The sequence below is a fragment of the Mesorhizobium sp. WSM1343 genome (assembly GCF_055901535.1).
Window position 1 is genome coordinate 3,515,963 of sequence record NZ_CM148370.1, and the last position, 21,164, is coordinate 3,537,126.

Here is a 21,164-nt window from a genome sequence, read left to right on the forward strand (position 1 = left end):
ATGAACGGTTCTAACTGTTTGTTTTTGCGCAACTCCGGTGGGAAAACCGTTACACACTTTTCCCGGAATTGCTTTTGAGCTTGGCCTGAGGGCCAGGAAGGGAAAAATCATGGCGAAAGCGGAAAACGCCGAACTCGTCTTCGTGCCGCTCGGCGGCGTCGGCGAGATCGGCATGAACTTCGCTCTTTACGGCTACGGGCCGCCCAGCGCGCGCGAATGGATCGTCATCGATGTCGGAGTGACCTTCCCCGATGCCAGCCTGCCGGGCGTCGACCTGGTGCTGCCCGACACACGCTTCATCGAGGAGAACCTCGCCAATCTGCGCGGCATCATCATCACGCATGCGCATGAAGACCATTACGGCGCGCTGCTCGACACATGGCCGAAGCTGAAGGCGCCGGTCTGGATGACGCCGTTCAGCGCCGGCCTGCTGGAAGCCAAGCGGCAAGGCGAGCAGGGCGCACCGAAAATACCGGTCACGATCTACCGGGCGGGCGAGAAATTCACCGTCGGCCCCTTCGAGATCGAAGCCATTCCGGTCGCGCACTCGATTCCCGAGCCGATGTCGCTGGCGATCACCTCGCCGGCAGGCACCGTCATCCATACCGGTGACTGGAAGATCGATCCGGAGCCGACGATCGGGCCGAAGACCGACGAGGCGCGTTTCCGCGCCTATGGCGACAAGGGCGTTCTGGCGCTGATCTGCGATTCGACCAATGCGCTGCGCGAAGGCGAGTCGCCTTCGGAAGTGGCTGTGGGCGAGGGCCTCAAGGGCGTCATTCAGGCTGCCAAAGGCCGTGTCGCCGTCACCACGTTCTCCTCCAATGTCGGACGCATCGTCTCGATCGCCAAAGCGGCCCGCGATGCCGGACGCCAGTGCCTGGTGCTTGGCCGTTCGCTGAAGCGGGTCATCGATGTGGCCGGCGAACTTGGCTACATGGACGGTCTGCCGGAGTTCATCGCCGAGGAGGATTTTGGTTTCATCCCGCGCGAAAACCTGGTCATCATCTGCACCGGCAGCCAGGGCGAGCCGCTGGCCGCACTGGCCAAGCTGTCGCGCGAAGAGATGAAGTCGGTGTCGCTGACGGCAGGCGACACGGTGGTGTTTTCCTCGCGTACGATTCCCGGCAACGAGAAGGCGATCCTCGAGATCAAGAACCGTCTCATCGACCTCGGCGTCAAGATCATCGAGGACGGCGATGCGCTGGTGCATGTCTCCGGCCATCCGCGGCGCAGCGAATTGCGCAAGATGTATGAATGGGTGCGCCCGCAGATCGGCGTTCCCGTGCATGGCGAGGCGGCACATCTGGTGGCGCAGGGCTCGCTGATGTCGACATCGGGCATCGGCCAGGTGGCGCAGGTGCGCGACGGCGACATGCTCAGGCTTGCTCCCGGCCCAGCCACCATCATGGATCAGGTGCCGTTCGGCCGTATCTACAAGGATGGCAGACTGATCGGCACCGATCAGGCGATGGGCATCCGCGACCGGCGCAAATTGTCCTTTGCCGGCCACGTGGCGGTCAATGTCGTGCTGGACGACAAATATGAGCTTGCCGGCGACCCCGATCTGGTCGCCATCGGCGTCGCCGAGGCCGATGGCCGTGGCGAGTCGCTGGAAGATCTGATGATCGATGCGGCAATCGGCGCGGTGGACTCGATCCCCCGTCAGCGCCGAAAAGACCTCGACCTGGTGCAGGAAGCAGTGCGGCGCGCCGTGCGCGGCGCCGCCAACGAAGCCTGGGGCAAGAAGCCGCTGGTGACGGTGTTCGTTACTCGCTGAGGGGAGTGGGGCAGTAAGGGAGTAGGGCAGTAGGGATTTCGATACGAGGCAGGTCAGCTTTTCCCCTATTGCCATACTGCCCTATTGCCATACTGCCCTGAGGAAAACCTATGCTCGGACGTCTGAACCATGTCGCGCTTGCCGTGCCGGATTTGGCTGCTGCCGTAGCGGCCTACCGCAACACGCTCGGCGCGGAGGTGACGGCGCCGCAGGCGCTGCCGGAGCACGGGGTGACGGTGGTGTTCGTCAATGTCGGCAACACCAAGGTCGAACTTCTGGAGCCTTTGGGCGAGGGATCGCCGATCGCCGCCTTCCTGGAGAAGAACCCCTCCGGCGGCATGCATCACCTTTGCTATGAGGTCGACGACATCCTGGTCGCGCGCGATCAGCTCAAGGCCGCCGGCGCCCGCGTGCTGGGCGACGGCAACCCGAGGATCGGCGCGCACGGCAAGCCGGTGCTGTTCCTGCATCCGAAGGATTTCTTCGGCACGCTGATCGAACTGGAGCAATCATGAGCTGGGTTTCGTTCACCGCCCTGTTTTTCGCGACCTGGTGGGTGGTGCTGTTCGCCGTGCTGCCGTTCAGCGTGAGGACGCAGGACGACGATCACGACGTGACGCTCGGCACGGTTCCGAGCGCGCCGCGTGGGCCTCACATGCTGCGCGCCGTGATCCGCACCACCATCGCCACCGCGATCCTGATGGGCATTTTCTATGGCCTGACGCATGGGCTGGGATACAGCCTCAACGACATCCCGCACATCGTGCCGGAATTCAGCCAGACGCCGGCTAAATAGACTGTCCAGCGACGGCGTTTTCATATGTCGGAACCGGGCGGGTTTCGGCGGGGAATGTCGTGCCGTTTTGCGGCCTGACGAGCGCTGACGCTGGGTAAGGTGGTTTGGCAACGCGTTGCGCTAAGCAGATGATTGCACAAAAAAAATGCAAGGCACGAGGCCTTGCAATTTAAACGCGTCCGATCTGTTTCCGGTTTCCGGCGGCAGCGAGTAACCGCGCCTAGATCGCATCCTCCCAAGACTTTGACCGCGTAGGAGAGCAGATTTTTTTCTGCCCTCTCGGTTATCGAGGTACATTAGCCTAAGGCGAATGAAAATGTCACGAAGAATTTTGCCTTGAAACGGGCATTCTCGTGCTGCACTGCACAATAGTGTGGCAGGCGTTGCTTGGCGAACGATCACCAAGACGCGCACAATGACCGGGAGGCCTTGCAGCGCCATGGGTCTTCTGGACGGGCGAACGGCGGTGCGACGCTTCTGATCCCGGCTACCCATGTTTTTTGGAAATCGATTCCGCTTTTCGGGCCGAAGCGTCCGGGTTCCCATTCCGCCTTGAAATGGCTATGAAGCCGGGTCAAGCAAGCCAAAGTCGCGCCGATTCTGACGCGGCCCTCCTCACTCACGGACCTGCCCATGCGTTTGTCGCGCTATTTCCTGCCGATCCTCAAAGAAAATCCGCGCGAGGCCGAGATCGTCTCGCACCGGCTGATGCTGCGCGCCGGCATGATCCGCCAGCAGGGGCAAGGCAGCTTCTCGTGGCTGCCGCTCGGCAAGCGGGTGCTGGACAAGGTATGCCGCATCATCCGCGACGAGCAGGATCGCGCCGGTGCGCTGGAAATCCTGATGCCGACCATCCAGTCGGCCGATCTGTGGCGCGAAAGCGGCCGCTATGACGACTACGGCAAGGAGATGCTGCGCATCAAGGACCGGCAGGACCGCGACATGCTCTACGGCCCGACCAATGAGGAAGTGGTCACCGAGATCGTCCGCGCCTATGTGAAGTCCTACAAGGACCTGCCGCTCAATCTCTACCACATCCAGTGGAAGTTCCGCGACGAAGTGCGGCCGCGCTTCGGCGTCATGCGGTCGCGCGAGTTCCTGATGAAGGACGCCTATTCCTTCGATCTCGACTTCGAAGGCGCAAAGGCGGCCTACAACAGGATGTTCGTGTCCTATCTCCGGACTTTTACGCGCATGGGGCTGCAGGCAATACCGATGCGGGCCGACACCGGGCCGATCGGCGGCGATCTCAGCCACGAATTCATCATCCTGGCCGACACCGGCGAGAGCCAGGTCTACTGCCACCGCGACTATCTTGCGCTCGATGTGCCCGGCGCCAACACCGATTTTGCCAACGACGCCGAGATCGCCGACATCGTCAAAACATGGACGACGCCCTACGCCGCCACCGACGAGATGCATGACGAGGCGGCGTGGGAGAAGATCGGCGAGAGCGACAAGGTTTCGGCGCGCGGCATCGAGGTCGGCCACATCTTCCATTTCGGCGACAAATATTCCAAGCCCATGGGCGCCAAGGTGACCGGACCCGACGGCAAGGATCATTTCGTCTCCGGCGGCTCCTACGGCATCGGTCCGTCGCGGCTGGTCGCGGCGATCATCGAAGCCAGCCATGACGATAACGGCATCATCTGGCCGGAGGCGGTGGCGCCGTTCGACATCGGACTGATCAACATGAAGGCGGGCGACGCCGAGTGCGACGGCGTCTGCGACGAACTGCATGCCGCTTTCGTCGCCGCCGGCAAGGACGTGCTCTACGACGACACCGACCAGCGGCCCGGCGGCAAGTTCGCCACCGCCGACCTGATAGGCCTTCCCTGGCAAGTGATCGTCGGACCGCGCGGTGTCGCCGCCGGCGAGATCGAGATCAAGAACCGCAAGACCGGCGAGCGCGAGACGCTGCCGATCGCGGACGCGAAGAAGCGCTTCGGTGTCGCCGCATGAGCGAGGCGGTGGCGGCAAGATCGGTCGGCGCCGGACCCTTTTCCATCTTCGAGCGCATGGTCGCCTGGCGCTATCTGCGTTCGCGGCGCAAGGAGACGGTGATCTCGGTGATCGCCTCGATCTCGTTCCTCGGCATCATGCTGGGCGTCGCCACGCTGATCGTGGTCATGGCGGTGATGAACGGTTTCAGGGCGGAGCTTTTGACGCGCATCCTCGGCGTCAACGGCCACCTGATCGTGCAGCCGCTCGATTCGCCGCTGGAGGACTATGCGCAGGTCGCCAGCCGCATCAACGGTGTAGCAGGCGTCAAATACGCCATCCCGCTGATCGATGGCCAGGTGCTTGCGCAAGGCAATGTCGGCGGCGGAACCGGAGCGCTGGTTCGCGGCATACGCGGCGAGGATCTGAGCAAGATCGCCATCGTCGCCAGCAACATCAAGCAGGGTTCGATCGCCGATTTCGATTCTGGCGAGGGCGTTGCCATCGGCAAGCGCATGGCTGAGAATCTCGGCCTGACGCTTGGCGATACCATCACCTTGATTTCGCCCGACGGCGACGTGACGCCGATCGGCACCACGCCGCGCATGAAGGGCTACAAGATCGCGGCGATCTTCGAAGTCGGCATGTCCGAATATGACACGTCCATCGTCTACATGCCGTTTTCCGAAGCGCAGCTTTATTTCAACATGGACGGGCGGGCGCAAACGATCGAGATTTATGTCGACAATCCAGACGATGTCGATGCGCTGAAACCGAAAGTGGAGGCGGCGGCGCAGCGGCCGATCGACATGGTCGATTGGCGCCAGCGCAACGAGACCTTCTTCTCCGCGCTGCAGGTCGAGCGCAACGTCATGTTCATGATCCTGACGCTGATCGTGCTGGTGGCGGCGCTGAACATCATCTCCGGCCTGATCATGCTGGTGAAGGACAAGGGCCACGACATCGCCATCCTGCGCACCATGGGGGCGTCGCGCGGCGCCATCCTGCGCATCTTCCTGATGACGGGTGCGGCGATCGGCGTGACCGGCACGCTTGCCGGTGTGCTGCTCGGCGTACTGATCTGCACCAACATCGAATCGATCCGCCAGTTCTTCTCGTGGATGACCGGTAAGGTGCTGTTCAATCCTGAACTCTATTTCCTCAGCCAGTTGCCGGCGAAGATGGATCCGCGCGAGACGACCTATGTCGTCCTGATGGCGCTCGGCCTGTCCTTCCTGGCAACGGTGTTTCCGGCATGGCGCGCCGCGCGTCTCGATCCGGTCGAAGCCTTGAGGTACGAATAGTGGCCGAGGTCATTATCGAGCTGAAGAGCGTCGAGCGGCACTACGTCCAGGGACCGCGAAAGCTCACCATTCTCAATGGTGCGGACTTCTCGCTGAAGCGCGGCGAGATGGTGGCGCTGGTGGCGCCGTCTGGCACCGGCAAATCGACGCTGCTGCACACCGCCGGCCTGCTGGAGCGTCCCGACGCCGGCGACGTCATCCTGGCCGGCCGCGCCTGCGGGCGGCTGTCCGACGACGAGCGCACGGCGATCCGCCGCAACGATGTCGGCTTCGTCTACCAGTTCCATCATCTGCTGCCGGAATTCTCGGCGCTGGAAAACATCATGATGCCGCAGCTCATCAAGGGGCTCAGCCGCAAGGACGCGGCCGAGCGCGCGGCGCAGCTGCTCGATTACATGCAGATCGGCAAACGCGCGGCGCACCGGCCGTCCGAGCTCTCCGGCGGCGAACAGCAGCGCGTTGCCATTGCGCGTGCGGTCGCCAATGCGCCGCTGGTACTGCTGGCGGACGAGCCGACCGGCAATCTCGACCCGGTCACCGCGTCCTATGTGTTCGAGGCGCTGGCGGCGCTGGTCAAGCAATCGGGCCTCGCGGCGCTGATCGCCACCCACAATCACGAGCTGGCATCGCGCATGGACCGGCGCGTCACCTTGGCCGACGGCAAAGTGGTGCCGCTCTAGGGCACGGCGATACTGGGGGGAGGCCGGCCTGCGAAAGGCGGCTTCCTGCGCTTCCCGTTCTACCCCGTCGCGGTAGAACGGTGCTCACGTACCCAAAAGTACGCTCCGCTCCGGTTCTCGAAATCCACCATTCTCGGCTCGGCCTGACCCCAGTCTCATCGTGCCTGGTCGGCGCTGGGCAACCGTCGTTCGCCCGTCAACCTTTTCTTAACCCTGCCGATTTGATCGCCCGGAAATTCGGACACGGCCGGATTGTGTCCGTTGACTTTGAAACAAAATTAGAACAAAATACGAACATATCAACAACAGGAGAGAGTTATGACCGATCTGGTTCAGGATGTCATCTCACTGGTTTGCATGAGCACCTTTCTCGTCTCCATGGCAATCTGGATTGGAGCCATGTGATTTGGCGGCGTTCGCCGCCGTGGGTCCCATGCGGTCGAAGACCGCTCCGCCGTTAAGCTTTTCTTGCCGCAGCGACGTTAGAGTGCCCCGGCAAGACAGGGAGCAACGTCCAGGTGTCGCCCATCGTCACGGCCATTCTGGTGGCCAGCAATCTCGGGCTGATCTTTCTGTTGATGACGGTGCCGCTTGGTTTGCGCACGGTCCGGCTGACCCGTCTGGTGGCGATGGATCGGCAGCGCCTCTGGCAGGCGCTGTGGCCGCTCGGCAGCGATGCCGGCTGGTCCGGTGAGATCCTGTCCGCCGAGGCCCCGGACGGCGAGGGCGTGGCCCGCATCACGCTGTCCTGGGAAGGTCGCGACGGCAAGCCGATCGAACGCAAGTCGCGGTTTGAAGACGTCGTCGAAGGCAGCCGCTTCTCGATGCGTGTCATCGAGGATACGGCACTCGACGCTTCGTTCTGGAAGGATTTTCGCGAAACCGCCGAACTCGTTTCGGAAGGCAACAGCACGCGGGTGACGCTCAGCCAGACCGATCGCTATCGTGGCGTTGCCTTCCTGGTGTTCCGCTATTTCGCCCTACGCCGCGAACTCTCCAAGCTGCAGCGCTGGGCGCGGACCGGAAAGCATCGCAAGGGCGGCTGGTTCGAGCATCCGCTCAGTCAGGTCGGCTTTGCCGGGCTTTCGGCGCTGATCCTGTGGCCATTCTTCGGCCTTCACTTCGGCGGTTTGGCACTGGCCGCGATCCTCACATCGGTGGTCGCCCTGCATGAGCTTGGCCATATGGCGGCGTTCCGGCTGATGGGCCACAACCGGGCGCGGATGATCTTCATTCCGCTGCTCGGCGGCATCGCCATTGGCGGGCGGCCCTATGACAGCCGTTTCGAAGTGGCTTTCGTGGCATTGATGGGCGCCGGCTTTTCCGCCTTCCTGGTGCCGATCGCCATCGCCGCAAGCACCTTTGCCGGCACGGAAGGTCACCGGCTGGCGGCGGCCCTGCTGGCGGCGCTGGCGGGCTTTGCCGCCCTGTTCAACATCGCCAATCTGGTGCCGGTGTGGAAGTTCGACGGCGGCCAGGTGCTGCGCCAGATCTGCCCGGGGCCGATCGCGCTGGCACTGGCCTCTTTCTTCCTGCTCTCGGCTTTCCTGGCTGTGGGCTGGCAGGCCGGCTTTTCCTCCAGCTTCCTGCTCGCGACAGGAGCGGTGTTTTCGATCCTCAGCCTGCTGACGATGAGCAGCGGGTTTAAACCACGCCACGAGCTGAAGCCGATCCGCACCGTCGACCGCTTCGCCATGGCGGCAGCGTTGCTGGCGGTGTTCGCCATCCATGGCTATGGCGTGTTGTGGGCCTCCGCCCAGCTGATTTGAGCCGTACCGGATCCGGAAGGATCAGCCGGCTTTGCGGGCCGCTTCGACAGGCAAGGCCGTGGCGGGACCGAACACATCCTCGAAGGCGGATTTCAACGCCAGGTCAAGATCGGCCATGGTCAGGGGAAGGCCGAGGTCGACGAGGCTGGTGACGCCGTGGTCCTGCACGCCGCAAGGCACGATGCCGCTGAAATGGTCGAGATCGGGCTCGACATTGATGGCGATGCCGTGAAAACTCACCCAGCGCCGCAGCCGGATGCCTATGGCCGCGATCTTGTCCTCCGCCGGCGAACCGTCCGGCAGAGCAGGGCGATCCGGCCGCACGACCCAGACGCCGACCCGGTCCTCGCGGCGCTCGCCCCGCACATTGAAAGCGGCAAGCGTGCCGATGATCCACTGTTCGAGCGCCGCGACGAAGGCGCGGACATCCTCGCGCCGCCGCTTCAGGTCGAGCATGACGTAAGCGACCCGCTGGCCCGGCCCATGATAGGTGTATTCGCCGCCGCGTCCGGCCGCGAAGACCGGGAAGCGGCTGGCGTCGATCAGATCCTCGCCACGGGCGCTGGTGCCGGCCGTGTAGAGCGGCGGGTGTTCGACCAACCAGACCATTTCGCCGGCAGCGCCGCTGCGGATCGCCTCGGCGCGCGCCTCCATGAAGGCAAGTGCCTCGGGATAGGCGGTAAGGCCGGGCTCGATCAGCCATTCGACCGGTGCCGAGCCGGGAAGCGGCAGGAACGACGTGGCGATCTGGCTGCGTTCGGTCATGGCGTCGTCTTTTCGTTTGTCCATGGCGCGCCCAAAAACGCCTCGCACCTTTGGGCGACATCAACTTGCCTTCCATATGGCGATATCAGGCGCAAACGTCCAGTTCCGGCGCTGCGTTCGGGCCCTGTGGAGCATTATGCCAATCGCCTGACATTATTGCTTGCCGTGCACTTGTTTCACCGGAAACGATTTGCTACACGCCGCGAGCCGGTCGGTTCCGGCTCTACCACGTGCGGTCGTGGCGGAATTGGTAGACGCGCAGCGTTGAGGTCGCTGTGGGGCAACCCGTGGAAGTTCGAGTCTTCTCGACCGCACCATTCTCTTCCCATAATCCGATTTGTGCCGGTCTCGCCCGCTGCGGGCCGGACGCATTTCGTTGATATTCCCGCACTTTACGCCACTTTCTTTTTGAGCGTCGGCTTCTCCAAAACCGGTTTCCCCTTTTGGGTCCGATGCTCTAGACCTGATTTGCACCTTTTCCGGGATTCTTGTGGCGGGAGGCGCTGGTGGAAGGCGAGCACGAACGGACGACCGGCGCCGGGGCCGCCGAGGACAACCACGCCGACATCTATGGCGAGGACGGCGCCGTGCTTTCGTCCTTCCTGGCGCGGATCGGCGCGGCGATCGCCGACCGCGACACGCTGACCCTCAAGCATGAAGTCGACGACCTGCACCAGTCGGAGCTCGGCGATCTGCTCGAGGCGCTGCATCCCGAACAGCGCCGCGCGCTGGTCGAACTCCTGGGCGCCGATTTCGACTTTTCCTCGCTGACGGAGGTCGACGAGGCGATCCGTATGGAGATCGTCGACAATCTGCCCAATGCGCAGATCGCGCAGGCGGTGCAGGAGCTCGATTCCGACGACGCCGTCTACATTCTCGAGGATCTCGACCAGGAAGACCAGGACGAGATCCTGTCGCAACTGCCGTTCACCGAGCGGATCAGGCTGCGCCGCTCGCTCGATTATCCCGAAGAGACGGCCGGCCGCCGCATGCAGACCGAGTTCGTCGCGGTTCCGCCGTTCTGGACGATCGGCCAGACCATCGACTACATGCGCGAGGACAACAATCTTCCCGAGCGCTTCAGCCAGATCTTCGTCATCGATCCGAGCTTCAAGCTGCTCGGCGCCATCGACCTCGACCAGATCCTGCGCACCAAGCGTTCGGTCAAGGTCGAGGAGGTGATGCACGAGACGCGGCACGCCATTCCGGCCACCATGGACCAGGAAGAGGCGGCGCGGGAATTCGAGCAGTACGATCTTTTGTCGGCCGCGGTCGTCGACGAGAACGAACGGCTGGTTGGCGTTCTGACCATCGACGATGTCGTCGACGTCATCCAGCAGGAGGCCGAGGAAGATCTGATGCGCATGGGCGGCGTCGGCGACGAAGAGCTTTCCGACAGCATCTTTTCGACCTCGCGCTCACGCGTTCCGTGGCTGCTGATCAACCTTCTGACCGCGTTCCTGGCGGCGTCGGTGATCAGCCTGTTCGACCGCACGATCGAACACATCGTGGCACTGGCGGTGCTGATGCCGATCGTCGCGGGCATGGGCGGCAATGCCGGCTCGCAAACCATGACCGTCACCGTGCGGGCGTTGGCGACCAGGGATCTCGACATCTACAATGCCGGCCGCATCATTCGCCGCGAGATGGGTGTCGGCTTCATCAACGGCATCGTCTTCGCCATCCTGATCGGCATCGTCGCGGCAGCCTGGTTCCGTGATCCCAATCTGGGCGGGATCATCGCGGCGGCGATGATCATCAACATGTTCGTGGCCGCCCTGGCCGGCATCCTGATCCCGCTGCTGCTCGATCGTTTCAAGGTCGATCCGGCGGTCGCTTCGGCGGTCTTCGTCACCACGGTTACCGACGTCGTCGGTTTCTTTGCATTTCTCGGCATTGCCACGTGGTGGTTCGGCGTGCCCTGAAGGCACGCCTTTTGGCTCAATTGACTTTTACGTAAATGCCGTGCGAGGCTCGCGCGGGGCGCCATGTCGATTCCGGCATGGCATGGGTTTTGGTTCGGGACAGAAGGGTGACGCCGCGATGGCGATCGCCCCGGTGTTTCGGCGTGTGGGAGTGGCAATGCGAGAATATTATTCGATCACCGAGTTGACCCGCGAGTTCGACGTGTCGACGCGGACGCTGCGCTTTTATGAGGACGAAGGGCTGGTGCAGCCGGTGCGGCGCGGCCGCACGCGGCTGTTTCGCCCCTCCGACCGGCAGCTCATTCGCCAGATCATGCGCGGCAAAAGGCTTGGCTTCTCGATCAACGAGATTCGCGAAATCATCCAGATGTACAAGGAGCCGCCCGGCGAAGTCGGCCAGCTCAACCTGATGATCAAGCGCATCGAGGAAAAGCGCGAGGATCTCCGGCAGAAACGCCGCGACCTCGAGGAGACGCTGGCTGAACTCGACCAGGCCGAGGAGTCTTGTGTGGAGCGGCTGGTGGAGCTTGGCGTGAATACCTAGGCAGAGAGTTTGAGGGACAGCGCCCCCCTCTCTCCTGCCGGACATCTCCCCCACGAGGGGGGAGATTGGCCGCTTGAAAGCCAGCTCAAATCCAGCGGCGCACGCGTTTGGCGTAGTCGCGGTATTTCTTGCCGAATTTTGCCGCCAGCACCTTTTCCTCGCCTTCGATCGCCACCTTCTGCGTGGCATAGGCGGCGATGAACGCCAGTGGCAGGAACCACACGATGCCCGAGACAAAGGCGACGCCGATCAACAGCAGCGTGTTGGCCAGATACATCGGATTGCGGGTGACGCCGAAGGGACCCGTGGTGACCAGGTGATCGGGTACAGCGTTGGGGTTGAGCGTGGTCTTGGCCCGGATCATGGTGCGGATCGCGGTGAACCAGAGTGCGGCGACGGCAAACAGCGCCACCCAGCCGGCCGCGAACAGGATATCGCCCAGCAGGTCGCCGATCCAGGGCAGGGGATAGAGCAGGCCCAGTGCGATGCTGATGGCGATGGCGGCGATGTAGATCAGCGGCGGCCACGGTATGAGCCCCGGCTTCGGCTGGTTCTCGGTCATTCGGCCCCTCCCTCCATCAACTTGCTGTCGGTCTTGGCGGTGCACATGCCGGCGAGATCGGACAAATGCGCTTTCCACTCCGCAGTCTGATCGTTGTTGTAGAGCCTATCAAGCGTGGACTCGCCCTCGAGCGTATCGAGCATGCAGACACAGTAGCTCGTACAGAACTCGGTGTCGCGCGACTGCTCGCAGGACAGCTGGCAGGTTTTGAGGAAATTCACCTGCGGGGTTTCGACCTGCGCCGGCATGATTTGCGAGAACAGCCAGACGCAGCCGATCAGCAGCGGCTGGTGGATCAAATAGAAAGCCAGGCTGTGCCGGCCGATGAAGACCAGCGGGTTGGCCAAGCGACCGGGCGCCAGATTGGCAAGCCTGGCAAGCAGGCCGGCACCTGCGGCGAGTTTCGTCACCGCGATGCCCGCAAGTACCGCGCCGAACCACGGAAACAGCGGAACGTAGTCGTTGGAGCGCGGATTGGTCGCCGACAGGCCGACCCACCACAGCCATGGGTGATCGAAGGCCTCGAAGCGCAGATAGACGGGGGCGGCGATAACGAGCGCGGCGACGACAAGCGTCAGCAGCGCCGGCAGGCGCAGGAAGGCGAGACCGAGCAGGCTGGCCAGCGCGATCTCGTGCAAGATGCCGAAGAAGATGAAGCCGTCCGGAGTGGCGATGCGGGTGACGACCGAAATCGCGATCGCGGCTCCGGCGACCATGGCGAACCGCTTCCAGAAGCCGTTCCAGCGGATTTGTCGGCCGTGGGCGAGATACAGGCTGACGCCGACCAGGAACAGGAAGGTCGAGGCGATGCAGCGCGCGTAAATCTTCCACCAGCCGAAGGCGGTCAGGCCGGGATCGGTGTAGCCGAAGAACTCCAGATCCCAGGTGAAATGGTAGCTTGCCATGGCGATCAGCGCGATGCCGCGCACGATGTCGATGGCGACGATGCGCTTTGGTCGATCCTGAATGGGCGCGGTCGGCGTTTGGATGCTCATGGTCTCGCATTCTGATTCAGCCCCGCTGGAGGACTATCACGGTTGCCCAGGACAAAAGAAGACCGGCAACCCTGCCGATAACGCCGGATCAGCCGCGGCATTGGGCCAGTGCCGGAAAGCCTTTGGCCGGCTTCGCTTTTGCCGGATGCACGTCGGTTTCCTCTTATTGGCGCTGAGGTCGCCACGGCAGATTTGACCCGGTGAATCTGCTTCGGGGAAAGCAATGTCCACCCATGTGCGCCATCCGATCTGGCTACCGGCCCTCAAGGCCGCGGACGCGCGCACCTTCGCTTCGCTCTATGCGGTCGAATCCTTCGCCCGCGCCACGGTGTCGAGCGTCATCCCGATCCAGGCTTACGAGATCCTGCACAACGAGCAGATCGTCTCGATCCTCTACACCGTCGTGGCGATGCTCGGCCTGTCGGTGACATTGTTCATGCCGATGCTGATCCGCCGTTTCGCCCGGCGCTGGGTCTACACGGCGGGCGCCTGCCTGCTGGCCATCGGCTCGCTGTTCTTCGTCACCGACACGCTTGCCGGGCAACTGGCCGGCATGCTGTGCCGGGTGATGGGAGCCAGCGCGCTGTCGATCACGCTCAACCTCTACATCATGGACCACATCCGCAAGACCGACTTCATGCAGGCCGAATCGCTGCGCATGGCGTGGTCGATGCTGGCCTGGACCGGTGGGCCGACGCTCGGCATCTTCCTCTACACGCGCTTCGGCGTCTATGCCGCGCATGGCGCGGTGGCCGTGTTCGCGTTAGCGCTGCTGGCATTGTTCTGGACCTACCGGCTCGGCGACAACCCGTCGATCCGTCCCGGCAAGACGCGACCAGCCAATCCGCTCGCCAATATCGGCCGCTTCATCGCCCAGCCCAGGCTCAGGCTGGCCTGGCTGATCGCGTTTGGGCGCTCCTGTTTCTGGACGACGTTCTTCGTCTATGGGCCGCTGTTCATGGTCATTACGGGTGAGGGCAAGCTGGCCGGCGGCCTGCTGGTTTCGGCCGGCAACGCGCTTTTGTTCATGGCCATCTTCTGGGGCAAGGCGGGAAAGCGCTTTGGCGGCCGCAGGACCATGACATTTGCCTATTTCGCCATGTCGGTCGCGCTTCTGGCGGCGGGCTTCGTCGGCGAAACCGTGCCGCTGCTCACCGGCGCCTTCCTGCTCTGCGGCGCCTTCTTCACCATTGCACTCGACGCGCTCGGCTCGACCGCCTTCATGCGCTCGGTGCGCTCCTATGAAAGATCGCAGATGGCGGCGGTCTATCGCACCTATCTCGACTTTTCCGAGCTGACGCCGCCGCTGGTCTATTCGGTGGTGCTGGCCTTCTTCGGCCTGGGCTCGGTGTTCGTCACGCTTGGCCTGCTGGCGGCGGTCTGCGGCTTCGTGACGTGGCGCTATCTGCCGAAATCGCTTTGACCTTCATGGCGCATTCGCAACGGTCGCCGGCGGAATTTGGTTTGCCGGACGCGAGGATTCTGCCTATAGTCGCCGGTGTCGCCGGTTCCATTTTGGAGCCAAGAGGGAATGCGGTAAGGGCGGATTTCGCCCAATGCCGTGGCTGCCCCCGCAACTGTGTGCGGTAGTCCTCTCCATATGCCACTGAAGATTTTTCTTCGGGAAGGTGGGGAAGGACGCTGATCCGTGAGCCAGGAGACCTGCCGGCGACAGGAAACTGACTTCGATGCCCTCGGGTGGAGGGCGAAAGGACAAGACATGACTACCGCTTCCGTCTCCCTCGGCGCTTCCGTCTCCTCGCAGTCGCGCTTCATGCAGCTTGCGCTCGCCGCGCTGCTCGGCATTTTCGTGATGGGCTTTGTCGGCTTCTCGCATATCGATGCGGTCCACAATGCGGCTCACGACTATCGCCATTCGATGGCGTTTCCCTGCCACTGACGAGGGGCTGACATCATGAACCTGTTTCGCAACGTCGTGTTCATCGCGGCGATCGCAGGGCTCGTGGCCGGCGTCGTTCTCGCCTGCATGCAGGCCTATGCGACCGTGCCGCTGATCCTGAAGGCGGAAGTCTACGAACAGGCGGGCGGCGGGCATCACCATGACCATGCCGCTCCGGCAGCAACGGATAGCAATGCCATGAGCACAGCCGCTCCGGCCCCTGCCGAAGCGACTGCTGCGGCGGAAGACGAGGGCTGGGCGCCGGCAGACGGTTTCGAGCGTTTCGCCTTCAGCGTGCTTGCCAACATCGTCACCGGCATCGGCTTCGGGTTGATCCTGGTCGCGGTTTCCGAATTCGCCGGCGGTATCGGTGGTTGGCGCCAGGGCGTGTTCTGGGGCTTGGCCGGCTTTGCCGTGTTCACGCTGGCGCCGGGCCTCGGCCTGCCGCCGGAACTGCCGGCCATGCCGGCCGCCGATCTCACCCAGCGCCAGATCTGGTGGTGGGCAACGGTGGCGGCAACCGCTGCCGGTCTCGGCCTGATCGCGTTCCGCAAGTCGCTGCCGCTGGCGATCCTTGCCGTCCTTTTGATCGTCGCACCGCATGTTGTCGGGGCACCGCAGCCCGACAGTTACGAGACGGCGATTCCGGAAGGGCTGCATCACCAGTTCGTGGTGGCGGTGACCGTGACCAATCTGGTGTTCTGGCTGGTGCTCGGAGCGGTAGTCGGTGTGGTGCGCGGTCGTTTCACCGGCACCGCGACCAGCCTGCGCGACAGCTTTGCCTGATCGCAAGACACTGACCTTCCTCATCGGCGGTGCGCGCTCCGGCAAGAGCGCGCACGCCGAAATTTTGGCGACCGCCTTGCCGCCGCCCTGGACCTATGTCGCCACGGCGCAAGCCTATGATGACGAGATGCGTGAGCGCATCGCGTTGCACCGGTCGCGGCGCGGCGACGGCTGGACGACCATCGACGCACCGCTCGATCTCGCCGGCGCGCTTGCCGCCTTGCCGGGCGATCGGCCGGTGCTTGTCGACTGCCTGACGCTGTGGCTGACCAACCATATGCTGGCCGAACACGATCTGGACCTTGAATGCCGGCGATTGGCGGAGGTGTTGTCGCGGCCGCGCGGACCCTGGTTCGTGGTGTCCAATGAAGTCGGCCAAGGCATCGTGCCGGACAATGCACTGGCGCGCCGCTTTCGCGATGCCGCCGGCCGGCTCAACCAGCAGGTCGCGGCGATTGCCGATACGGTGCTGCTGATGGTGGCGGGGCTGCCGCTCAAGGTGAAATGATATGACCGATATCGACAATAAGGATGAAGAGCGCCACCGCGCCAAGATGGCCAAGCGCAAGGCGGTGCAGGATGCCGAGGTGGCGAGCAAGACGGTCGAGAAGGGATTGCTCATCGTCAACACCGGCCCGGGCAAAGGCAAGACCACGGCCGCCTTCGGGCTGGCGCTGCGGATGCTCGGCTACGGCAAGCGCGTCGGTGTCGTCCAGTTCATCAAGGGCAAGTGGCACACCGGCGAGAAGGACGCCTTCGCCGCCTTCGGCGACCGTGTCGTGTGGCACGCGATGGGCGAGGGGTTCACCTGGGAAACCCAGGATCTGAAGCGCGACATCGCTGCCGCCGAAGCCGCCTGGGCCAAGGTGCTCGAACTGATGGCCGATCCGTCGATCAGCCTGCTGGTGCTCGACGAATTGAACATTGCGCTGCGCTACGACTATCTCGATCTCGACAGAGTGGTTGGCGCGCTAAAAGCGCGGCGCGAGGGCCTGCATGTCGTTGTCACCGGCCGCAACGCCAAGCCGGCGCTGGTCGAGGCCGCAGACCTCGTCACCGAAATGAGCGTGACCAAGCATCATTTTTCCGCCGGCGTGAAAGCGCAGCAGGGGATCGAGTTCTGAGTGTTCCTCAACCTCCCCAGACGGGGGAGGGTGAGGTTAGGTCACAACGATGACAACGACCGAAACCAACCCGAACAGAGCGATCAGCAGATAGTCGGCGACGCGATAGAGTTTCAGCGCCTGCCTGATGTCGAGGCTGTCGGCTTCACGCCGCCCACCTTCGCCCATGAAGACGTCGTCGACCAGCACGCCGCCATAGAAGCGCGGGCCGGCGAGCGCCAGGCCGAGCGCACCGGCCATCGCCGCTTCCGGCCAGCCGGCATTGGGCGAGCGGTGTTTTTTCGCGTCGCGCCGCACCGCATGCCAGGCTTTTTTCGCATCAGCGCCTTTGACGAAGAACGCCGCCAGCACGATCAGAAGCGCCGTCAGCCGCGACGCCGGCAGGTTGATCCAGTCGTCGAAGCGCGCCGCCGCCCAGCCGAACGCCTCGTGGCGCGGGGTGCGGTGGCCGATCATCGAATCGGCGGTGTTGGCGGCCTTGTAGGCGGCGCCGCCAGCCAGGCCGCCGACGCCGGTCCAGAAGGCAGGGGCGACGATGCCGTCGGAAAAGTTCTCGGCCAGGCTCTCGATCGCCGCGCGGCAGACACCGGCCCTGTCGAGCGTTTCAGGGTCGCGACCGACGATCCGCGAAACGGCAAGGCGGGCCAAAGCAAGGCCGCCGGTGTCGAGGGCGTCAGCCACCGCCTCGACATGCTCATAGAGGCTCCTCTGCGACAGCAGCGACGTTGCCAGAAGGGCCGTGATGACCAGGCCCATGGGAACGAACCAGAACAGGATCTGTACGCTGAGGCCGATCACCGCCGGCACCAGCACGATGACCAGCAGCGCCTGGACACCGCGCTTGCGACGCAGCGCGTCGGGATCAGTGGCGCGGTTGAGCCTGCGGTCGAGAAAGGATATCAGCCTGCCGAACCACGTCACCGGATGGCCGATGGCGCGAAACAGCCAGTCGGGGTAACCGAGGGCGAATTCGACGACCAATGACAGGAAAGCGATCAGGACTGACATGAAGCTTCTTAATGGGGCGGTTGTGGACCATGGTGGAAGTCTTGGCCGCGCGAGGGTGCTTTTCCCCAACGCCCTGCTGCCTTTCGTCGACCTCTCGACCGGTATCAATCCGCACTCCTACCCGCTTTTCGACCTGCCCGCCACCTCGCTGTCGCGGTTGCCGGAAGCCGCGCGCACACGCGACCTGACAGAGATCGCGGCCAGTACTTACGGCGCGCCGTCGCCAGCCAACGTCGTGGCGGCGCCGGGCACACAGATCCTGTTGCCGCGCGTTGCGTCGCTCATTTCGCCCGGCAAGGCGTTGGTGCTGGGTCCGACCTACGCCGAACATGCCCGCGCTGCCGCGATCGCCGGGCACCAGGTGGCGGAGGTCGATAATTTCGAAGCGTTGGCGGACGCCGACCTCGTCATCATCGTCAATCCGAACAATCCGGATGGACGTGTCATAGAGCGCGACCGGTTGCTGGCTCTGGCCGCCGGATTGCGCGCCAAGGGCGGACTGCTGGTCGTCGACGAGGCGTTCATGGATGTCGGCCCGCGTCAGCACAGCCTCGCGGGCGATGTCGGTCGGGGCGGCCTCGTCGTGCTGCGCTCGTTCGGCAAGTTCTTTGGCCTGGCCGGACTGCGGCTCGGCTTTGCACTTTCCGATACTGCGACGGTCGACCGGCTGGATACGCAGTTCGGACCATGGGCCGTCGCCGGCCCGGCGCTGGAATATGGCATCCGCGCGCTTGCCGACATCGGGTGGCAGGACGTGATGCGGGCGTCGTTGGCCGGTGAATCGGCGCGTCTCGATGCGCTTTTCGGCCGCTTCGGCGTTCCTGTTGCGGGCGGAACCACACTGTATCGTTTCCTCAGTCTGACCAATGCCGCCGATTTGTTTGCAGCGCTCGGCGAGCGCGGCATCCTGCTTCGCCATTTTGCCGACCGGCCTGACGTTCTGCGCGCCGGCCTGCCGGGCAGTGAGGAGGAATGGCAGCGGCTCGAATCCGCACTTGCCGAATGGGCGTCGCGGCGCGAGCATCAATCGAAGGGTTCAAAACAATGATCCATGTCTGCTCGCTGGCAAAGATCGAGGAAACGGTGGCCAGGACCGGCGCCGACCGCATGCTTTCGCTGCTCGCCGCCGGAACGGAGGTGGTGCGGCCGGCCTCGATCTCGAGGGAAAACCACCTGCATCTGGTCATGCACGACATCGCGGTGGCGCAGGACGGCATGACCATGCCGGGCGAAGATCATGTCCGCAATCTGCTCGATTTCGCGCGCCGGTGGGACCGGGCAAGGCCGATGCTCGTGCATTGCTATGCCGGCATCAGCCGCTCGACGGCTTCGGCCTATATCATCGCGGCAGCACTGGCGCCGAAGCGTGACGAGGCCGAATTGGCGCGGACGCTGCGGGCGCTGTCGCCTTCGGCAACGCCCAATCCGCGACTGATCGCCGTGGCCGATGCGTTGCTTGAGCGCAACGGCCGCATGGTCGAGGCGATCGAATCGATCGGGCGCGGCGCGGACGCCTTTGAAGGCACGCCCTTTGCGCTGAGGATCGATGTGTAGTTTTGAGCGGAACGATACGACCGTTGTAAGTTAGCTGAAGCCTCCCCGTCTTCGTCATCCTCGGGCGGAGCAGGAGCGAAGCTCCGTCGCGAAGACCCGAGGATCCATGCCGCGACCTTTGTCGAGGAATGCAGCGGAGCAGACTTCTGCACCGTAGCAGCGCTTCCGAGTCCCGGCATGGATCCTGGGGTCCGCGCCGCGTCGCTTCGCTCCTTGCTTCGCCCCAGGATGACGAGGGCAGAAAGGCTTCCGCTAAATTGGGAGCCGGCGATCTGCCATCGGACGGTCAGAACATCTGTGCCTCGCAGTTAGGCTACTTCAGCCAGTCGGCAAGCTTCGCCTTGCGCACATCTTGCAGCAGGCTGATGAAGCCGTCGGCCTGATATTCTGCCGTCAGCCGGCCCTTCTCCGCCGTCGCGATGCTGGCGTCGCCGACGACGCCGTTCGGGTTGAGATCGCTGGCGATCCAGGCGAAGGCGTGGGTGCCGGTGTGGCGCAGCAGCGAAAATTCCTTTTCGGCCTTGGCGACATTGGAAACGAAACTGTCTGATTTGCCCATGTCCACGAGGTCCGGCCGGAAATGCAGCATCAGCGAGGTCTCGACATCGCCGCCATGGATGCCGTGACGGTCCTCCAGTTCGGTATACATGCCGGCCGGACGACCAAAACGCTGCCAGCTGGTCTTCACCGCCAGCATCTTTTCGCGCACGCGCAATTCGCGCGTGACGATGCCCATGATCTCCTCGTTGCCGCCATGCGAATTGACCACGATCAGCTTGCGCACACCGGCGCGCGCGATCGACAGGCCAAGCTCGGTCCAGGCTTCGATCAGCGTGGTTGCCGGCAGAGTGAGGGTACCCGGCGCATGCAGGTGTTCGTTGGACTTGCCCACGGCCTGCACCGGCAGGATGCGGATGTCGAGATCGTCGGGCAGGCGCGAAATGACCGTGTCGAGCATGCCGTTCATGATCGACGTGTCGGTCGAAACAGGCAGATGCGGCCCATGCTGCTCGATCGCCGCCACTGGCAGCACGGCGATGGTCGCCTCGGGATCGATCGAGGCGTATTCGGTGGTCCGGTAGTCGCCCCACCACACGCGTCTTTTGGGTACGGTCATGTCATGCCTCTTCAATGGTCAGGCAGACCTAGCGCGGGACGGGCGGCCTGTCGATCACCCCGCCGCGATGGCCTCGATTTCGACCTTGAATTCGGGCCGGGCAAAGCCGGAAACGATCATCAATGTCGACGCTGGCGCGGGGCTCGAAAACAGCCGGTCGCGGACGTCCATATAGGGCCGCAGATGCGCGCGGTCGGTGACATAGGCGTTGATGCGCACGATATCCCTGAGACCCAGGCCGGCTTCGCCGAGAACCGCCGCGATGTTTTGAAAGCAGAGTTCGGCCTGCGCTCCGGCGTCTTCGGGAATCAGGTCGTCGGCGGTGATGGCGACCTGGCCCGAGCACAGCACAAGCCGCTTGCCGGCCGGCACCTCGACGCCGTGACTATAGCGGGCAAAGGGCGGCTTGATGGACTTCGGGGTGAGGAATTTGAACATGGCAATCTCCTGGATGCCGCCACCTAAAGCCGGACTCATTACACCTTCAAGATGGCGGTGCATGTTGCCCGGGCGATTGTGGACAGCCGTTCAAAAAATAGGCACGATGCCTTCCGTACAGCATGACCCGTTCGCGCTTGGCATGGCAACGTCTTTCAAGCGGGCGGTCCCGGCGC

At 63.6% G+C, this 21,164-nt stretch carries 22 protein-coding genes, 1 tRNA gene and 1 riboswitch; of the genes, 17 read left to right on the top strand and 6 right to left on the bottom strand.

The window, feature by feature from the left end; all coding sequences use genetic code 11:
* Positions 1-109 precede the first annotated feature (109 nt).
* The 7 genes from AC0NIL_RS17015 (at position 110) to AC0NIL_RS17045 (ending at position 8,270) form a co-directional block, all read left to right on the top strand.
* A complete protein-coding gene (locus AC0NIL_RS17015) occupies positions 110-1,780 on the top strand; it encodes a ribonuclease J (protein ID WP_013531104.1) in 1,671 nt (556 codons plus the stop codon).
* Positions 1,781-1,890: 110 nt separating this feature from the next.
* Positions 1,891-2,295: a methylmalonyl-CoA epimerase gene (gene mce, locus AC0NIL_RS17020; RefSeq protein WP_473573134.1), complete on the top strand. Its 405-nt coding sequence runs from the start codon at positions 1,891-1,893 to the stop codon at positions 2,293-2,295.
* Positions 2,292-2,576 carry a DUF1467 family protein gene (locus AC0NIL_RS17025; protein ID WP_013531106.1) on the top strand — a complete coding sequence of 95 codons (285 nt, stop codon included), beginning with the start codon at positions 2,292-2,294 and terminating at the stop codon, positions 2,574-2,576. Before mce ends, AC0NIL_RS17025 begins: the two co-directional genes overlap by 4 nt.
* A gap of 633 nt (positions 2,577-3,209) precedes the next feature.
* Complete coding sequence (gene proS / locus AC0NIL_RS17030; protein ID WP_473573133.1) at positions 3,210-4,538, top strand: proline--tRNA ligase; 1,329 nt, start codon at positions 3,210-3,212, stop codon at positions 4,536-4,538.
* The gene (locus AC0NIL_RS17035) at positions 4,535-5,821 is read left to right on the top strand and encodes a lipoprotein-releasing ABC transporter permease subunit (RefSeq protein WP_013531108.1); all 1,287 of its coding nucleotides are present in this window, start codon (positions 4,535-4,537) and stop codon (positions 5,819-5,821) included. Before proS ends, AC0NIL_RS17035 begins: the two co-directional genes overlap by 4 nt.
* Positions 5,818-6,501: an ABC transporter ATP-binding protein gene (locus AC0NIL_RS17040; protein ID WP_027160544.1), complete on the top strand. Its 684-nt coding sequence runs from the start codon at positions 5,818-5,820 to the stop codon at positions 6,499-6,501. The genes AC0NIL_RS17035 and AC0NIL_RS17040 overlap by 4 nt, the downstream gene beginning before the upstream one ends.
* A 518-nt stretch (positions 6,502-7,019) precedes the next feature.
* On the top strand, positions 7,020-8,270 hold the full coding sequence (locus tag AC0NIL_RS17045) for a site-2 protease family protein (protein WP_473573132.1): 1,251 nt from the start codon (positions 7,020-7,022) through the stop codon (positions 8,268-8,270).
* A 21-nt stretch (positions 8,271-8,291) separates the two neighbouring features.
* Here AC0NIL_RS17045 and lipB read toward each other — a convergent pair whose 3' ends face one another.
* Entirely contained in the window at positions 8,292-9,035 is a 744-nt protein-coding gene (gene lipB, locus AC0NIL_RS17050; protein ID WP_013531111.1) for a lipoyl(octanoyl) transferase LipB, read from the bottom strand.
* Positions 9,036-9,267: 232 nt separating this feature from the next.
* Between lipB and AC0NIL_RS17055 the strand changes: the two genes are divergently transcribed.
* From AC0NIL_RS17055 to AC0NIL_RS17065, 3 genes are all read left to right on the top strand, one after another.
* Positions 9,268-9,352, top strand: a tRNA-Leu gene (locus tag AC0NIL_RS17055).
* Between the two features lie 189 nt (positions 9,353-9,541).
* Entirely contained in the window at positions 9,542-10,960 is a 1,419-nt protein-coding gene (gene mgtE, locus AC0NIL_RS17060) for a magnesium transporter (protein WP_013531112.1), read from the top strand.
* 157 nt (positions 10,961-11,117) lie between these two features.
* Positions 11,118-11,504 (top strand): MerR family transcriptional regulator, encoded by a 387-nt coding sequence (locus tag AC0NIL_RS17065; RefSeq protein ID WP_013531113.1) that lies wholly within the window; start codon positions 11,118-11,120, stop codon positions 11,502-11,504.
* Between the two features lie 85 nt (positions 11,505-11,589).
* On the opposite strand, the gene AC0NIL_RS17070 is transcribed toward AC0NIL_RS17065, so the two are convergent.
* Both AC0NIL_RS17070 and AC0NIL_RS17075 read right to left on the bottom strand, forming a co-directional pair.
* A complete protein-coding gene (locus AC0NIL_RS17070; RefSeq protein WP_013531114.1) occupies positions 11,590-12,066 on the bottom strand; it encodes a methyltransferase family protein in 477 nt (158 codons plus the stop codon).
* Positions 12,063-13,061 carry a heparan-alpha-glucosaminide N-acetyltransferase gene (locus AC0NIL_RS17075; protein ID WP_473573130.1) on the bottom strand — a complete coding sequence of 333 codons (999 nt, stop codon included), beginning with the start codon at positions 13,059-13,061 and terminating at the stop codon, positions 12,063-12,065. Before AC0NIL_RS17075 ends, AC0NIL_RS17070 begins: the two co-directional genes overlap by 4 nt.
* Positions 13,062-13,284: 223 nt before the next feature.
* Here AC0NIL_RS17075 and AC0NIL_RS17080 point away from each other — a divergent pair, with 223 nt between their 5' ends.
* The 5 genes from AC0NIL_RS17080 to cobO all read left to right on the top strand — a co-directional run bounded on the left by AC0NIL_RS17080 (position 13,285) and on the right by cobO (position 16,871).
* The gene (locus tag AC0NIL_RS17080; RefSeq protein WP_013531116.1) at positions 13,285-14,484 is read left to right on the top strand and encodes an MFS transporter; all 1,200 of its coding nucleotides are present in this window, start codon (positions 13,285-13,287) and stop codon (positions 14,482-14,484) included.
* A gap of 56 nt (positions 14,485-14,540) precedes the next feature.
* A riboswitch (cobalamin riboswitch) is annotated at positions 14,541-14,745 on the top strand.
* A 36-nt stretch (positions 14,746-14,781) separates the two neighbouring features.
* The gene (locus AC0NIL_RS17085) at positions 14,782-14,961 is read left to right on the top strand and encodes a CbtB domain-containing protein (RefSeq protein WP_013531117.1); all 180 of its coding nucleotides are present in this window, start codon (positions 14,782-14,784) and stop codon (positions 14,959-14,961) included.
* Positions 14,962-14,976: 15 nt separating this feature from the next.
* On the top strand, positions 14,977-15,747 hold the full coding sequence (locus AC0NIL_RS17090; RefSeq protein ID WP_013531118.1) for a CbtA family protein: 771 nt from the start codon (positions 14,977-14,979) through the stop codon (positions 15,745-15,747).
* Complete coding sequence (cobU, locus tag AC0NIL_RS17095; protein WP_013531119.1) at positions 15,740-16,255, top strand: bifunctional adenosylcobinamide kinase/adenosylcobinamide-phosphate guanylyltransferase; 516 nt, start codon at positions 15,740-15,742, stop codon at positions 16,253-16,255. The genes AC0NIL_RS17090 and cobU overlap by 8 nt, the downstream gene beginning before the upstream one ends.
* Before the next feature lies 1 nt (position 16,256).
* Positions 16,257-16,871 (top strand): cob(I)yrinic acid a,c-diamide adenosyltransferase, encoded by a 615-nt coding sequence (gene cobO, locus AC0NIL_RS17100; RefSeq protein ID WP_013531120.1) that lies wholly within the window; start codon positions 16,257-16,259, stop codon positions 16,869-16,871.
* A 36-nt stretch (positions 16,872-16,907) separates the two neighbouring features.
* On the opposite strand, the gene cbiB is transcribed toward cobO, so the two are convergent.
* Positions 16,908-17,879, bottom strand: coding sequence for an adenosylcobinamide-phosphate synthase CbiB (gene cbiB, locus AC0NIL_RS17105; protein ID WP_224621749.1), 972 nt, complete (start codon positions 17,877-17,879; stop codon positions 16,908-16,910).
* Here cbiB and cobD point away from each other — a divergent pair.
* Complete coding sequence (gene cobD / locus AC0NIL_RS17110; protein ID WP_013531122.1) at positions 17,878-18,927, top strand: threonine-phosphate decarboxylase CobD; 1,050 nt, start codon at positions 17,878-17,880, stop codon at positions 18,925-18,927. The genes cbiB and cobD overlap by 2 nt on opposite strands.
* The gene (locus AC0NIL_RS17115; RefSeq protein ID WP_013531123.1) at positions 18,924-19,433 is read left to right on the top strand and encodes a tyrosine phosphatase family protein; all 510 of its coding nucleotides are present in this window, start codon (positions 18,924-18,926) and stop codon (positions 19,431-19,433) included. The genes cobD and AC0NIL_RS17115 overlap by 4 nt, the downstream gene beginning before the upstream one ends.
* 313 nt (positions 19,434-19,746) lie before the next feature.
* On the opposite strand, the gene AC0NIL_RS17120 is transcribed toward AC0NIL_RS17115, so the two are convergent.
* Together AC0NIL_RS17120 and AC0NIL_RS17125 are read right to left on the bottom strand one after the other, a co-directional pair.
* The gene (locus AC0NIL_RS17120) at positions 19,747-20,550 is read right to left on the bottom strand and encodes a creatininase family protein (RefSeq protein WP_013531124.1); all 804 of its coding nucleotides are present in this window, start codon (positions 20,548-20,550) and stop codon (positions 19,747-19,749) included.
* 54 nt (positions 20,551-20,604) lie between these two features.
* Positions 20,605-20,988: a RidA family protein gene (locus tag AC0NIL_RS17125; protein ID WP_013531125.1), complete on the bottom strand. Its 384-nt coding sequence runs from the start codon at positions 20,986-20,988 to the stop codon at positions 20,605-20,607.
* Positions 20,989-21,164: the final 176 nt, after the last annotated feature.

Bases quoted from the DNA above. Each gene is read 5' to 3' on its own strand.
- AC0NIL_RS17015 (WP_013531104.1), top strand. From the start codon at position 110: ATGGCGAAAGCGGAAAACGCCGAACTCGTCTTCGTGCCGCTCGGCGGC.
- mce (WP_473573134.1), top strand. From the start codon at position 1,891: ATGCTCGGACGTCTGAACCATGTCGCGCTTGCCGTGCCGGATTTGGCT.
- AC0NIL_RS17025 (WP_013531106.1), top strand. From the start codon at position 2,292: ATGAGCTGGGTTTCGTTCACCGCCCTGTTTTTCGCGACCTGGTGGGTG.
- proS (WP_473573133.1), top strand. From the start codon at position 3,210: ATGCGTTTGTCGCGCTATTTCCTGCCGATCCTCAAAGAAAATCCGCGC.
- AC0NIL_RS17035 (WP_013531108.1), top strand. From the start codon at position 4,535: ATGAGCGAGGCGGTGGCGGCAAGATCGGTCGGCGCCGGACCCTTTTCC.
- lipB (WP_013531111.1), bottom strand. From the start codon at position 9,035: ATGACCGAACGCAGCCAGATCGCCACGTCGTTCCTGCCGCTTCCCGGC.
- AC0NIL_RS17065 (WP_013531113.1), top strand. From the start codon at position 11,118: ATGCGAGAATATTATTCGATCACCGAGTTGACCCGCGAGTTCGACGTG.
- AC0NIL_RS17070 (WP_013531114.1), bottom strand. From the start codon at position 12,066: ATGACCGAGAACCAGCCGAAGCCGGGGCTCATACCGTGGCCGCCGCTG.
- AC0NIL_RS17075 (WP_473573130.1), bottom strand. From the start codon at position 13,061: ATGAGCATCCAAACGCCGACCGCGCCCATTCAGGATCGACCAAAGCGC.
- AC0NIL_RS17080 (WP_013531116.1), top strand. From the start codon at position 13,285: ATGTCCACCCATGTGCGCCATCCGATCTGGCTACCGGCCCTCAAGGCC.
- AC0NIL_RS17085 (WP_013531117.1), top strand. From the start codon at position 14,782: ATGACTACCGCTTCCGTCTCCCTCGGCGCTTCCGTCTCCTCGCAGTCG.
- AC0NIL_RS17090 (WP_013531118.1), top strand. From the start codon at position 14,977: ATGAACCTGTTTCGCAACGTCGTGTTCATCGCGGCGATCGCAGGGCTC.
- cobO (WP_013531120.1), top strand. From the start codon at position 16,257: ATGACCGATATCGACAATAAGGATGAAGAGCGCCACCGCGCCAAGATG.
- cobD (WP_013531122.1), top strand. From the start codon at position 17,878: ATGAAGCTTCTTAATGGGGCGGTTGTGGACCATGGTGGAAGTCTTGGC.
- cbiB (WP_224621749.1), bottom strand. From the start codon at position 17,879: ATGTCAGTCCTGATCGCTTTCCTGTCATTGGTCGTCGAATTCGCCCTC.
- AC0NIL_RS17115 (WP_013531123.1), top strand. From the start codon at position 18,924: ATGATCCATGTCTGCTCGCTGGCAAAGATCGAGGAAACGGTGGCCAGG.
- AC0NIL_RS17120 (WP_013531124.1), bottom strand. From the start codon at position 20,550: ATGACCGTACCCAAAAGACGCGTGTGGTGGGGCGACTACCGGACCACC.
- AC0NIL_RS17125 (WP_013531125.1), bottom strand. From the start codon at position 20,988: ATGTTCAAATTCCTCACCCCGAAGTCCATCAAGCCGCCCTTTGCCCGC.